Below are 13,868 nucleotides of genomic sequence, written 5' to 3'. Positions count from 1 at the left end.
GGGTCGCGTCCGCGCGGACGCGACCCGGTCGAGGCGTTGAGCGGCAGGGAGTTCCGGCGCGTCGGCTCGGGCGGGTGTTCACAGTGGACAGAGACGTCCACGGCACGCACCCGCGGGAGGATCAGGCGCTGGCCCTCACCACCAACGAGGTGGGGAGCAGCAACGACGGCGGCAACCCGTCCTCGCCCGCCAACTCGGCGAGCAGCCGCCACGTCATCGTGCGACCGAGCTGCTCCACGTCCTGCTTGACCGTGGTCAGCGGCGGCACGGCGGTGGACGCCAGGGCCAGGTCGTCGAACCCGACCACGGCCACGTCGTCCGGCACGCGCTTGCCGTTGGCGTGCAACGCTTGCAGAGCCCCCAGGGCCATGATGTCCGCGGCCACGAACACACCGTCGATGGCCGGTTCCCTGGCCAGCAGATCGGCCATCGCCAACGCACCGCTCTCGGGCGTGAAGTCGCCGTACGCGACCAGGTCGGACTCCAACCCGGACTCGCTCAACCCCCGCCGCCACCCGCTCAACCGGTCCATGCCCACGGCCATGTCCTTCGGACCGGCGATGGTGGCGATCCGACGCCGCCCCGTCACAGCCAGGTGACGTGCGGCTTCCAGCGCGCCGTTGAAGTTGTCCGCGTCCACGTACGGAACACCGGACGCCCCCAACGGCCGCCCACCGACGACGATCGGCAACCCGGCGTCGGCGAGCGTGCGCGGCAACGGGTCCTGCCCGTGCAGGCTCACCACCAGGGCACCGTCGACGTGCCCGCCGCACAGGTAGCCGACGAGGTCCTTCTCGTCGTCCTGCTGGCTCATCATCAGCACCAGCTGCACCCGGTGCCCGGTCAGCTCGGCGTGCACACCGCGGAGGACACCGGCGAAGAACGGATCGGACAGCACCCGACTACCCTGCTCCGACACGACGAGCGCGATGCAGTTGGTCCGACTGCCTGCCAACGTCCGAGCAGCCTGGTTCGGGCTGTACCCGAGGCTGGAGATGGCCGCGTGCACGGCTTCGCGAGCCCTGGAGCTGACGTACTGCTCACCGTTGATGACCCGGGAAACGGTCGACTTCGAGACGCCCGCCTCACGGGCGACCTCCTCGATGCGAGCGCCCAGGCGTCGACCACGGGCCGCGTCAGTCACGCGAAACCCAACCGAACACCAGCGCCCCATGAGTCATGGGCGACATCTTAGGTCTTCACAGACCCAAGTCGAGCGCACGGCACCCGACTGGCGCACCCAAACCCCAGCCCACGCCTGGTTTGCCCCCTTTGAGCACCAACCACGGGTGAGCCGACCAGGCGACGAACAGGCAGCCGGGGCCTTCCCCGAACCACGGCCGATCTGCTCGGGGGATGTGACCCCCACCCCGGTGTCACCACCTGCCCCCAGCCCGACCACGGGGTCGGATCGAGGGGGCCCCTGGTCACGTCGACCGCACCACCGGGGCCGGCGGCAGCCCGATCCCCCTGAACTCGCGGCTACCCGGTCCGACGGGGCCGACAGCTACCCGACAGGCCCGGCGACCGCCGACCCACCACGAACCCCCACCGCTGGCCCCCGGAACACCGTCACCGATCCTCCAGATCCCCCTCGGTCTGGAGGTACACGGCCTGGAGCGCCGCCACCGTCTCGGGGTTGGGGTGCTCCCACATCCCCCGATCAGCCGCCTCCAGCAACCGCTCCGAAATCCCGTGCAGGGCCCAGGGGTTGGACTCCGTCATGAACTTCTGGTTCTCCGGGTCCATCACGTACGTCTCGGCCAGCTTCTCGTACATCCAGTCCGCCACCACACCGGTCGTGGCGTCGTACCCGAACAGGTAGTCCACAGTGGCCGCCAGTTCGAACGCACCCTTGTACCCGTGCTTCCGCATGGCCGACAGCCACCGGGGGTTCACCACCCGTGCCCGGAAGATCCTCGTGGTCTCCTCGTTCAACGTCCTCGTGCGCACCGCGTCCGGTCGGGTGCTGTCGCCGACGTACGCGGCGGGCGCCTTGCCGGTCAACGCCCGCACCGTCGCGACCATCCCGCCGTGGTACTGGAAGTAGTCGTCGGAGTCGGCGATGTCGTGCTCGCGCGTGTCGATGTTCTTGGCCGCCACGGCGATCCGCTTGTAGGCCGACTCCATGTCGGGCCGGGCCTGGACGCCGTCCAGCTCGCGCCCGTACGCGTACCCGCCCCACACCGCGTACACCTCGGCCAGATCGGCGTCGTCGCGCCAGTTCCGGCTGTCGATCAACGGCAGCAGCCCGGCCCCGTACGCGCCCGGCTTGCTCCCGAAGATCCGCATGGTGGCCCGGCGCGCGTCGCCGTGCTCGGCGAGGTCGGCCTGGGCGTGGGCGCGGACGAAGTTGGCCTCTGCGGGCTCGTCCAGCGCCGCCACCAGCCGCACCGCGTCGTCCAGCATGGCCACGACGTGCGGGAAGGCGTCCCGGAAGAACCCGCTGATCCGGACCGTCACGTCGATGCGCGGCCGGTCCAGCTCCTCCAGCGGGACGGGCTCCAGCCCGGTCACCCGGCGGGACTGGTCGTCCCACACCGGACGGACGCCCATGAGCGCGAACACCTCGGCGATGTCGTCGCCGGAGGTGCGCATCGCCGACGTCCCCCACACCGACAGGCCCACCGACGGCGGCCACTCGCCGGTCTCCTCGCGGTAGCGGGCCAGCAGCGACTCGGCCATCGCCTGCCCGGTCTCCCACGCCAGCCTCGACGGGATGGCCTTCGGGTCGACCGAGTAGAAGTTCCGCCCCGTGGGCAGCACGTTGACCAGGCCGCGCAGCGGCGACCCCGACGGGCCCGCGGGCACGTAGCCGCCGTCCAGCGCGTGCAGGACGTTCGTCATCTCGTCGGTGGTGCGCGCCAGCCGGGGCACGATCTCGTCGGCGGCGAACTCCAGGATCCGGGCCACCTGCTCGGACCCCGTCAGCCCGCGCGCGGCCTCCCGCGCCCAGCCCGCGTCCTCCATGCCCTGCACGAGCGCCCGCGCGGTGGTCTCGACGTCGTCGGTGGTGGTCCGCGACTCCGACCCGTCCTCGTTGAGCCCCAACGCCTCCCGCAGCCCCGGCAGCGCGGCCACCTGCCCGGCCCACATCTGCTTCGCCTGGAGCATCGCCAGCACCAGCCCCACGCGGGCGTCCCCGGTGGGGGCCTCACCGAGGACGTGCAGGCCGTCGCGGATCTGAACGTCCTTGATCTCGCACAGCCAGCCGTCGACGTGGAGGATGAACTCGTCGAACTCGGCGTCGTGCGGGCGGTCCTCCAGCCCGAGGTCGTGGTCGAGCTTCGCGGCCTGGATCAGGGTCCAGATCTGGGCCCTGATGGCGGGCAGCTTCGCCGGGTCCATCGCGGCGATGTTGCCGTGCTCGTCCAGCAGCTGCTCCAGCCGGGCGATGTCGCCGTAGCTGTCGGCGCGCGCCATCGGCGGGACCATGTGGTCCACGAGCGTCGCGTGGGCGCGGCGCTTGGCCTGCGTGCCCTCGCCGGGGTCGTTCACCAGGAACGGGTAGATCAGCGGCAGGTCGCCCAGGGCCGCGTCGGTCCCGCAGCCCGCCGACATGCCCACGGTCTTGCCGGGCAGCCACTCCAGGTTGCCGTGCTTGCCGACGTGCACGACGGCGTGCGCGCCGAAGTCGTCGGCCAGCCAGCGGTAGGCGGCCAGGTAGTGGTGGCTCGGCGGCAGGTCGGGGTCGTGGTAGATCGCGATCGGGTTCTCCCCGAAGCCGCGCGGCGGCTGGACCATGACGACGACGTTCCCGGCCCGCAGCGCCGCGAGCACGATCTCCCCGTCGGCGTCGTGCGAGCGGTCGACGAACAGCTCACCGGGCGCCTGCCCCCAGTGCTGCTCCACCTCCGCGCGGGTGTCCTCCGGCAGGGTCGCGAAGAACTCGCGGTACCGCGCCGCGGTCATCCGCACCGGGTTGCCGGTGAACTGCTCCTCGGTCAGCCAGTCCGGGTCCTGCCCACCGGCCGCGATCAGCGCGTGGATCAGGGCGTCCCCGTCGAGCTGCTCCACGCCGGGGAGTTCACCGGGCGCGCCGATGTCGTAGCCCCGCTCGCGCAGCGCGGTCAGCAGCCGCACGACGCTGGCCGGGGTGTCCAGCCCGACCGCGTTGCCGATGCGCGAGTGCTTCGTCGGGTACGCCGACAGCATCACCGCGATCTTCCGCTCCGACGGCGGGGTGTGGCGCAGCCGGGCGTGCCCCAGCGCGATACCGGCGACCCGCGCCGCGCGCTCCGGGTCGGCGACGTAGACCGTCAGGCCGTCCTCGTCGACCTCCTTGAAGGAGAACGGAACCGTGATGATCCGGCCGTCGAACTCCGGGATCGCGACCTGGGTCGCGGTGTCCAGCGGCGACAGGCCGTCGTCGTTCTCGTCCCACGCCGCGCGGCTGCTGGTGAGGCACAGGCCCTGGAGGATCGGCACGTCCAGCGCGGCCAGCGCGCCCACGTCCCACGCCTCGTCCTCGCCGCCCGCGCCCACGGTGGCGGGCTTGCTGCCGCCCGCCGCCAGCACCGTGACGACCAGCGTGTCCGCGGTGCCCAGCACGGCCAGCAGCTCGGCCTCGGCCGTGCGCAGCGACGAGCAGTACACCGGCAGCGCCCGACCGCCCTTGGCCTCGATCTGGTCGCACAGGGCGTGCACGAACGCGACGTTCCCGGCCACGTGGTGGGCGCGGTAGTACAGCACCGCGACGGTCGGCCCGTCCGTCGTCGGCTCGGGCCGGTCGAGCAGCCCCCAGTTGGGTGCCGGGACCGGCGGCGCGAAGCCGTTGCCGGTCAGCAGGATCGTGTCGGAGAGGAAGTTGTGCAGCTCCGCGAGGTTCGCCGCACCGCCGTGCGCGAGGTACGCGTGGGCCTCCGCGCACACGCCGCCGGGCACCGTGGACAGCTCCATCAGCGGCGCGTCGGGGTTCTGCTCGCCACCGAGCACGACCACCGGGCGCGGACCGGCCAGGACCGCGTCCAGGCCCTCCTCCCACATGCGACGGCCACCGAGGATGCGCACGACGACGACGTCGGCGCCCTCGACCAGCTCGGGCAGGTCCTCGACGCCCAGGCGCGACGGGTTGGCGAGCCGGTAGTCGGCACCGCTGGCCCGTGCGGACAGCAGGTCGGTGTCGGAGGTCGACAGCAGCAGGATCACGCGAAAGCTCCACTCCGGGGTCCTCGCCCCAAGTCGTCGGCACACGGCGGAGCGGAGTTCCTGGCTCCCGGATCACTCCGGTGACAGTGGCGGGACCGCGTCGGATTCGCACCGACTTCCTCGCTGCTTCGCCGTTCGGCCTGACAGTACAGAGATGTGCGGGACACCCGCACCCCGTCGACGAACGTGCGGGAAAAAGCACCGCACGTCCCCCTCCCGGACGTCCCGTAGCATCCGGCGCGTGCCGAAGGAGCGAACCCACGCCGACGCCTGTCCAGGCGCGATCGACGTGCACCCCGCGGCGGACGGCGGCCTCGCGCGCATCCGCGTACCCGGCGGCACACTGACGAAAGGCCAGTTCAGGGCCATCGTGGCCGCTTCGGCGGACCTGGGCGACGGGCAGCTCGAACTGACCTCCAGGGCCAACTTCCAGATCCGCGGTCTTGCTCGGGGGGCCCAGTTCGAACTGGGCGACCGCATGGCCGCGGCGGGCCTGCTGCCCTCCCTGACCCACGAACGTGTGCGCAACATCATTGCCGCGCCCCTCTCGGACGACACCCAACCGACCGTCGACCGCCTCGACAGCGCGATCTGCGCCACTCCGGAACTCGCCGAGCTCCCCGGCCGCTTCCTGGTCACGGTCGGCGCGGAGGTGGCCGGTCTGGGCGGTGACGTGGGTCTGGTGGACGACGCCCTGCTGCTCGCCGGGGAGGACACCGGCCTGCGCCCCGCCGACCCCGTGGCCGCCGTGGTCGAGGCCGCCCGGATCTTCGCCGCCGACCGCGGCAGCGCGTGGCGGCTGGCCGAGGTGCCCGACCTCGTGGCCCGCATCGTCGCGGCCCTCGGCACCCCGACCGATGAGCGCCTCACGATCACGACGGCTCCCCCGCTCCCCGGCCCCGCGGGCGACCGGTTCGTCGTGGGCGCTCCGCTCGGCCGCCTCGACGCCCACCAGGCAGCCGCCCTCGCAGACCTCGGCACGGGGGTCCGGCTCACGCCGTGGCGCGGCCTGGTGCTGCCCGGCGCACCCGACCTCACCGGGCTCGGGCTGATCACCGAGCCCGATTCGCCCTGGCACGGCGTGACGGCCTGCACGGGGCGGCCGGGCTGCGCGAAGTCGCTGGCCGACGTCCGCGCCGACGCGCGGGACTGGCTCGGCACGCCCCACACCCGACCGGTGCACTGGGCGGGCTGCGCACGACGCTGCGGACGACCGTCCGGAGACGTGATCGAGTTCGTCGCGACCGGCGACGGCTACGAGGAGACGAGTTGACGAGCTACATCCAGGACGGCGCCGAGATCTACCGCCGGTCGTTCGCCACGATCCGCGCCGAGGCGGACCTCGGCGGGTTACCGGCGGACGTCTCGCGCGTGGCGGTCCGGATGATCCACGCCTGCGGCATGGTCGACCTGGTCGGCGACATCGGCTACTCGCCGAACGTCGTCGCGGACGCCCGTGCCGCGCTGCTGGCGGGCGCCCCGGTGCTGTGCGACGCCACGATGGTCGCGGCGGGCATCACCCGGCGGCGGCTGCCCGCGGACAACGAGGTGCTGTGCACGCTCGGCGACGCCCGCGTGCCGCACCTGGCCGCCCGGCTGGAGACCACGCGCAGCGCGGCGGCGATGGAGCTGTGGCGCGACCACCTCGAAGGCTCGGTCGTCGCCATCGGCAACGCGCCGACGTCGCTGTTCCGGCTGCTGGAGATGATCGAGGCGGGAGCGCCGAAACCCGCGGCCGTGCTCGGCATCCCGGTGGGCTTCATCGGGGCCGTCGAGTCGAAGGACGCGCTGGCCGCCAACGAGCTGGGCCTGGAGTACCTGGTCGTGCGCGGGCGGCGGGGCGGCAGCGCCATCACCGCCGCGGCCGTCAACGCGATCGCGAGCGAGGAAGAATGACGACGGGCAGGCTGTACGGCGTCGGGGTCGGCCCCGGCGACCCGGAACTGGTCACGGTCAAGGCGGCCAGGCTGATCGGCGCGGCCGACGTGGTCGTGTTCCACAGCGCGCGGCACGGCCGCAGCATCGCCAGGTCGACCGCCGCGCCCTACCTGCGCGGCGACCAGATCGAGGAGCAGCTGGTGTACCCGGTCACCACCGAGGACACCGACGACTACCAGGGCGAGATAGACCAGTTCTACGCGGAGTGCGCCGCGCGGCTGGCCGCCCACCTGGACGCGGGCCGCGACGTGGTCGTGCTGGCGGCGGGCGACCCGTTCTTCTACGGCTCCTACATGCACCTGCACAAGCGGTTGGCCGACCGGTACCCGACCGAGGTGGTGCCCGGCGTGACGTCGGTCAGCGCGGGGTCGGCGGTGCTCGGCAGGCCGCTGGTGGAGCGCGACGAGGTGCTGACGATCCTGCCCGGCACGCTGCCCGCGGAGGTGCTCGCCGACCGCTTGGCCCACACGGACTCGGCGGCGGTCATGAAGCTGGGCCGCACGTTCAAGAACGTGCGCACGGCTCTGGAGTCGGCCGGGCGGCTGGACGACGCCTGGTACGTCGAGCGCGCCACCACCGGCCGGGAGCGGACCGCGGCACTGTCCGAAGTGGACCCGGACACCGTGCCGTACTTCTCGCTCGCCGTGCTGCCGAGCAGGGTCCCGCACCGCGAGCGCGCCGCGGTCGGCGAGGTCGTCGTGGTGGGTCTCGGTCCGGCCGGGCCGGAGTGGCTGACCCCGGAGGCGCGCACCGCGCTGGCGTCGGCCGACGACCTGATCGGCTACGGGCCGTACCTGGACCGCGTGCCGCCGAACCCGCACCAGCGCAAGCACCCGTCGGACAACAGGGTGGAGGCCGAGCGCGCCGCGTTCGCGCTGGACCTGGCCAAGTCCGGGTCGCGGGTCGTCGTCGTGTCCTCCGGCGACCCCGGTGTGTTCGCGATGGCGAGCGCCGTCCTGGAGGTCGGTGACGAGGAGCAGTTCTCCTCGGTGCCGGTGCGCGTGCTGCCCGGTCTGACGGCCGCGCACGCCGTGGCCAGCCGGGTCGGCGCGCCGCTGGGCCACGACTACTGCGTGCTGTCCCTGTCGGACCGGCTCAAGCCGTGGGAGGTCATCGCGGGCAGGCTGGAGGCCGCCGCGAGGGCGGACCTCGTGCTGGCGGTCTACAACCCCGCGTCGCGCACCCGCACGTGGCAGGTGGAGGCGGCCAGGGACCTCCTGCTGGCCCACCGCTCCCCCGACACCCCCGTGGTGATCGGCCGGGACGTCGGCGGGCAGCAGGAGGACGTCCGGGTCGTGCGCCTGGCCGACCTGGACCCGACCGAGGTGGACATGCGCTGCCTGCTGCTGATCGGCTCCACGACGACGAGGACCACCGGCAGCGGCCAGGTCTTCACGCCCCGCCGCTACCCCGCCTGACCCACTCCACCGCCGCGTCGACCGAGTCCACGGTCGGCGCGGCGGGCGGCGGCGGGCGGCGCACGACCACCACGGGGATGCCCAGCCGTCGTGCGGCGACCAGCTTCGCTGCCGTCTGGTCCCCACCGCTGTCCTTGGTGACGAGCACGTCGACCGCGTGCCGCCGCATCAGGGCGACCTCACCGTCCACGGTGAACGGGCCTCGGTCGAGCAGGACGTGAAGCCGGTGCGGCACAGGGGGTTCCGGTGGTTCGACCGAGCGGGCGAGGAACCAGCGGTCGACCCCGGCGAACACCCCGATGTCCTGACGCCCGGTCGTGAGGAACACCCGTTCGCCCGGCAGGGTCGCGGCGGCCTCCTCCAGCGAGTCCACCCACCGCCAGTCGTCACCGGGTCGCGCCGTCCAGCCGGGGCGGCGCAGCACCAGCAGCGGCACCCCGGCGAGCGCGGTGGCCTCGACGGCGTGCGCGGTCATGGTCGCGGCGAACGGGTGCGTGGCGTCGACGACGGCCGTGACGTCGTTGACGCGCAACCACTCCACCAGCCCGCCGACCCCGCCGAACCCCCCGATCCGCACCTCGCCCTCGGGCAGCCGGGGATCGGTGACCCGACCGGCCAGCGAGGAGACCACCCGACCGGGGAGGCGGGCCGCCAGGCGCCGCGCCTCACCGGTGCCGCCGAGAATCAGGATCACGCGTTCATGGTATTCGTCGAACTCCGGCACCGCACTATCGAGTGATTGACACCAATAAACACCGACGGATACCGTCTTTATCACCTGGGGAGGAGCGAATCGGGGGATTCGCGATAAATGATCACAAAGCCTCCTCGGAAACTGGGGTCTAGGGGAGGAATGTTATGCGTAACACCATCACATCCATTGCCGCTGCCACCGCTGTCCTCGTGGGGGCGCTCGTGTCCCTCGCACCATCGGCGCTCGCCGCGCCGGACGAGCCGGGGGCGGGGGTGTCGGTCCGGGCCGCCTGCCCGAACAACAACTGGAGCGACAAGGACGGCGGCACCGACCAGAGCACCGGTGCGGCGAACACCCGCACCGGGACGGGCACGAACTGCACCTCGGTGGGCCAGGCGCAGGCATCGCACGTGCTGGACCTGCACTGCTACACCGAGGGCGACGGCGGGACGTGGTCCCACATCAGGAACACGGTGACGGGCAAGCAGGGCTGGATCAAGGACAGCCTGCTCGTCAACGGTGGCTCGATCTTCCACTGCTGATCGCTGCCCGGCCGGGCTCGCGCGGGGACGTGCGGGTCCGGTTGGGGCGGTTCTGGTGGGGCCTGGGGGCCGGGGTGGGTTCAGTGGGTCGGGGGAGGGCCGGGTTCACCGGACAGGGGGAAAGACCAGGTCAGCAGGTCCGGGGGGGCAGGTTGGGGAAGAGCAGGCCAGCCGGTTCGAGGGCCGGGTCGAGGAAGAGCAGGCCAGCCGGTCCGGGGGCCGGGTTGGGGAGGGCCGGATTCAGTGGGTCCGGACAGGGCAGTGCCCCTCCAGTCCCGGCGAAGACCAGGCCGGCCAGTCCGGAGCCGGGTCGGGGAAAGCCCGGCACAGTGGGTCCAGACAAGGCAGTGCCCCGCCGGTCCAGGGAAAGACCAGGCCAGCCGGTCCGAGGGCCGGGCCGGAGAGAGCCCGGTTCAGCCAGTCCAGACAAGGCACCACCCCTCCATCCCGGCGAAGACCAGGCCGGCCAGCCCAGGAGCCGGGTCAGGGACAGCCCGGCTGCGTGGGTCCCGACCGGGCACTGCCTCGCTGGTCCGCAGCTAGTTCGGTTAGGGCGGCGCTTCCGGAATGGTGTTCGGATTTCTTGTCATGGGCGGCAGCGTTCTGCTGAATAAAGGTGGCTGTCCAGGAATTGGGTGGCGCCCAGGACTCGGCCCACCACGATGACCGCCGTGCGTTTTACTTCTGCTTCGATCACTTTTTTTGCGATATCCGAAAGTATTCCGCGAATGACGATCTCGTCGTCCCTGCTCGCTCGGGCCACCACGGCTACCGGGCAGTCCGCGCCGTAGTTCGGCACCAGTTCCGCCACCACTTCCTCGATGCGCTGCACGGCCAGGTGCAGCACCATCGTCGCGCCCGGTGCGCCCAGCGTCGTCAAGTCCTCGCCGGGTGGCATGGGGGTGGCGCGGGCCGAGGTTCGGGTCAGCACGACCGTCTGACCGACGCCCGGCACGGTCAGTTCGCGCTTCAGCGATGCCGCCGCCGCGGCGAAGGCGGGTACACCCGGCGTCACGTCGTACGGCACGCCCTCGGCGTCCAGTCTGCGCATCTGTTCGGCCATGGCGCTGAACACCGACGGGTCGCCGGAGTGCAGGCGGGCCACGTCCTGGCCTGCCCGGTGGGCTGCCACCAGTTCCGCCACGATCTGGTCCAGCGTCAGGTTCGCCGTGTCGACGAGCCGTGCGTCCGGGGGGCAGTGGTCCAGCAGTTCGACCGGCACCAGGGCGCCCGCGTACAGGCAGACCGGTGAGGAGCCGATCAACGTGGCTCCGCGCAAGGTGATCAGGTCGGCGGCACCGGGTCCGGCACCGATGAAGTGGACGGTCACTCGGTCTCCTTCGTCACGGCCCACGTGGTGACCGGCATGTGCGGGCGCCAGCCGGTGAACCCGCCGACCGGCGAGCCCCGGTTGATCGCGATCCGGGTCAGGTCGCCGCCCAGCCTCGGGTGCCACGCGGCGACAACGGCCTCGGACTCCATCGTCACGGCGTTGACCACGAGCCTGCCACCCGGCAGCAGGGCCTCCCAGCACGCCTCCACGACACCGGGCACGGTGAGACCTCCACCGATGAACACCGCGGACGGGCGTTCCAAGCCCACCAGCGCCTCCGGGGCCTTGCCGACGACGACGCGCACGCCCGGCACGCCCAGGTTCCGCGCGTTGCGGCCGATCCGCTCGGCCCGCTCGGGGTGGTGCTCGATCCCGATCGCCCGGCACGCGGGGTGCACGCGGGCCCACTCGACCGCGATGCTGCCCGCGCCCGCTCCGACGTCCCACAGGAGCTGACCGGGCACCGGGGCGAGCTGCGCCAGCGTCACGGCCCGCACCTCGCGCTTGGTGATCTGGCCGTCGTGCTCGTAGGCGGACTCGGGCAGTCCCGGCACCCGCGGCTGGACGGCGGTACCGACGACCTCGATCGCCAGCACGTGCAGTGAGTCCACAGAGGACAGATCGTGGTGAACCCGTTCCCGAGGCCCGCCAAGGCGTTCCAGCACCGTGACGACGCTGTCGCCGTAGCCGCGAGCCGCGAGCAGGTCGGCGACCGCCGATGGCGTGGACCCCAGCACGAGCACCCGGCGACCGGGGTGCAGCACGGGGTGCAGCAGTTCGACCGGCTTGCCGACCGTGCTGACCACCTCGACGTCGTCGACGGCCCACCCGAGCCGGGCGCACGCCAGCGAGACGGACGACGGGTGCGGCACGATGCGCACCCGGTCGGCGCCCAGCAAGCGGATCAACGTCGACCCGATCCCGTGGTGCAGCGGATCACCGCTGGCCAGCACGCACACCGTCCGGTGCCGGTGCGCCTCGAACAGCCCCGGCAGCGCGGGCAGCATCGGCGACGGCCACGTGACCCGCTCGAAGTCGCCCGGCACCATCTCCAACTGCCGGGCGTCGCCCATCAGCACCTGTGCGGCCTCAATCTCGTCACGGGCGGCGGGCGACAGCCCTTCCCACCCGTCGACGCCGATGCCGACGACCGCGATCACACGGTCCCCAGCGCTCGGGTGACCTTGATCTCGATCACCACGCGCTGCGGGTTCACCCGCGGCGTCCGGTAGCGGGCCGCGTAGCGCCGTTCGGCGTCGGCCACCACCTCGGGTTCGTGCCGAACCACGGCACGCCCCTCCAACGTCGACCACCGACGACCGTCCACCTGGCACACGGCGGCCGGAACGCCCGCCTCGCCACCGGCGAGGACGTGCCGGACCTTGTGCGAGGCACCGGAGGTGATGACCCGCGCCACACCGGCCTCCGCGTCCACCGTCACCCCCACGGGCACGACGTGCGGCGTCCCGTCGGCGCGCACGGTGGTCAGCGTGCACAGGTGGCGCTCGGCCCAGAACTCCTCGAAGTCGGCGCCCTTGTTCGTCAGCATGCGCACATCATGCTTGATCCCGCTGCTACGGTTGGCACGTGCACGTGACGCGCCGATTTACCCACCCCCGGCCGGTAGCACCGGTCGCCGGGGTCCTCAGCGCGCGCTGACACGTACCCGGTGACGGACCGGCCGAGGGGAGTCCCCCGCCCGTCCACCCCACCGAACAGGACCCACCATGCTCCCTCGCGACCTCAGCGACCCCGCACAGGGCGAGCACGCCGTCCAACTGATCGTGGACGACGTCCTCGCGGCGACCAGGACCACCGCCGACCTGCGCGTGGTCCGCGAAGACCCGGTCACCACGATCGCCGACAACTACACCAACCTCGGCTACCCGCCGGACGCCATCACCAGGGACGCGCGCTACACCAGGTACGTCGACGCCGAACGGGTGCTCCGCAGCCACGCCAGCGCCATGATCCCCTCGTCGCTCAGGCGACTGGCGGCCGAAGGCGACACCTGGGACGACGTCCTCCTGGCGTGCGTGGGCGCGGTCTACCGCAGGGACGCGGTGGACCGCCTGCACACCGGCACCCCGCACCAGCTCGACCTGTGGCGCATCAGCCGCACACCGCGGGACCTGGACGACCTGGTCGTCACCGCGATCAGGGGCGCGCTGCCCGACGCCACCCTGCGCCTGGTCCCGGCCACCCACCCGTACACCGAGAACGGCAGCCAGGTGGACGTCCTCCTGGACGGCCGGTGGCTGGAGGTGGCCGAGTGCGGTCTCGCGGCGAGGCACGTACTGGACGGGGCGGGCCTGCCGACCACCGTCACGGGCATCGCGCTGGGCCTTGGCCTGGACCGGCTCCTGATGCTCCGCAAGGGCATCACCGACATCAGGCTGCTCTCGGCGACCGACCCGAGGATCGCCGACCAGATGCTGGACCTCACCCCGTACCGCCAGGTCTCCAGGCACCCACCGGTGGTGCGGGACCTGTCCGTCGCGGTGGACGAGCAGGCGGATGACGAGACCCTCGGCGACCAGGTGCGCACGGCCATCGGCGATCTGGCGGAGGAGATCGAGGTGCTGTCGGAGACCCCGGTCGAGGAGTTGCCGCCGTCGGCCGCGGCGAGGTTGGGGGCGCTACCGGGTCAGAAGAACGTGCTGCTGAGGATCGTCCTCCGAGACCTGAGCCGCACGCTGTCCGACGACGAGGCGAACCGGGCCAGGGACGCCGTCCACGAGGCGGTGCACCGGGGCACGGCAGGCCACTGGACGACCCGCTGACCCGACACCGAC

At 72.3% G+C, this 13,868-nt stretch carries 11 protein-coding genes and 1 riboswitch; of the genes, 5 read left to right on the top strand and 6 right to left on the bottom strand.

Features of this window, described 5'->3' with window-relative positions:
* Positions 1–121: 121 nt before the first annotated feature.
* Together AC156L_RS09245 and cobN are read right to left on the bottom strand one after the other, a co-directional pair.
* A complete protein-coding gene (locus tag AC156L_RS09245) occupies positions 122–1,174 on the bottom strand; it encodes a LacI family DNA-binding transcriptional regulator (RefSeq protein WP_484406749.1) in 1,053 nt (350 codons plus the stop codon).
* 398 nt (positions 1,175–1,572) lie between these two features.
* Positions 1,573–5,148, bottom strand: coding sequence for a cobaltochelatase subunit CobN (gene cobN / locus AC156L_RS09240; RefSeq protein ID WP_330877115.1), 3,576 nt, complete (start codon positions 5,146–5,148; stop codon positions 1,573–1,575).
* A 54-nt stretch (positions 5,149–5,202) separates the two neighbouring features.
* A riboswitch (cobalamin riboswitch) is annotated at positions 5,203–5,270 on the bottom strand.
* A 119-nt stretch (positions 5,271–5,389) separates the two neighbouring features.
* Between cobN and AC156L_RS09235 the strand changes: the two genes are divergently transcribed.
* From AC156L_RS09235 to AC156L_RS09225, 3 genes are read left to right on the top strand one after another with little or no spacing between them, the layout of a single operon-like run.
* Positions 5,390–6,421, top strand: coding sequence for a hypothetical protein (locus AC156L_RS09235; RefSeq protein ID WP_330877114.1), 1,032 nt, complete (start codon positions 5,390–5,392; stop codon positions 6,419–6,421).
* Entirely contained in the window at positions 6,418–7,044 is a 627-nt protein-coding gene (locus tag AC156L_RS09230) for a precorrin-8X methylmutase (protein ID WP_330877113.1), read from the top strand. The genes AC156L_RS09235 and AC156L_RS09230 overlap by 4 nt, the downstream gene beginning before the upstream one ends.
* The gene (locus AC156L_RS09225) at positions 7,041–8,504 is read left to right on the top strand and encodes a precorrin-2 C(20)-methyltransferase (RefSeq protein ID WP_330877112.1); all 1,464 of its coding nucleotides are present in this window, start codon (positions 7,041–7,043) and stop codon (positions 8,502–8,504) included. The genes AC156L_RS09230 and AC156L_RS09225 overlap by 4 nt, the downstream gene beginning before the upstream one ends.
* On the opposite strand, the gene AC156L_RS09220 is transcribed toward AC156L_RS09225, so the two are convergent.
* Positions 8,479–9,189: a cobalt-precorrin-6A reductase gene (locus tag AC156L_RS09220; protein WP_330877168.1), complete on the bottom strand. Its 711-nt coding sequence runs from the start codon at positions 9,187–9,189 to the stop codon at positions 8,479–8,481. The two genes, AC156L_RS09225 and AC156L_RS09220, sit on opposite strands and share 26 nt — an antisense overlap.
* A 230-nt stretch (positions 9,190–9,419) precedes the next feature.
* Between AC156L_RS09220 and AC156L_RS09215 the strand changes: the two genes are divergently transcribed.
* Positions 9,420–9,740: an SH3 domain-containing protein gene (locus AC156L_RS09215; protein WP_330877111.1), complete on the top strand. Its 321-nt coding sequence runs from the start codon at positions 9,420–9,422 to the stop codon at positions 9,738–9,740.
* A 586-nt stretch (positions 9,741–10,326) separates the two neighbouring features.
* Here AC156L_RS09215 and cobM read toward each other — a convergent pair.
* From cobM to AC156L_RS09200, 3 genes are read right to left on the bottom strand one after another with little or no spacing between them, the layout of a single operon-like run.
* A complete protein-coding gene (cobM, locus tag AC156L_RS09210) occupies positions 10,327–11,070 on the bottom strand; it encodes a precorrin-4 C(11)-methyltransferase (RefSeq protein WP_330877110.1) in 744 nt (247 codons plus the stop codon).
* Positions 11,067–12,233 (bottom strand): precorrin-6y C5,15-methyltransferase (decarboxylating) subunit CbiE, encoded by a 1,167-nt coding sequence (gene cbiE / locus AC156L_RS09205; protein WP_330877109.1) that lies wholly within the window; start codon positions 12,231–12,233, stop codon positions 11,067–11,069. The genes cobM and cbiE overlap by 4 nt, the downstream gene beginning before the upstream one ends.
* Complete coding sequence (locus AC156L_RS09200; protein WP_330877108.1) at positions 12,230–12,622, bottom strand: pyridoxamine 5'-phosphate oxidase family protein; 393 nt, start codon at positions 12,620–12,622, stop codon at positions 12,230–12,232. The genes cbiE and AC156L_RS09200 overlap by 4 nt, the downstream gene beginning before the upstream one ends.
* 178 nt (positions 12,623–12,800) lie before the next feature.
* Here AC156L_RS09200 and srmL point away from each other — a divergent pair, with 178 nt between their 5' ends.
* A complete protein-coding gene (gene srmL, locus AC156L_RS09195; protein WP_330877107.1) occupies positions 12,801–13,856 on the top strand; it encodes a PheS-related mystery ligase SrmL in 1,056 nt (351 codons plus the stop codon).
* Positions 13,857–13,868: the final 12 nt, after the last annotated feature.

The organism is Umezawaea sp. (genome assembly GCF_057122925.1).
Note: the sequence above shows the minus strand (reverse complement) of the source record. Positions and strands in the feature narration are given on the sequence as shown.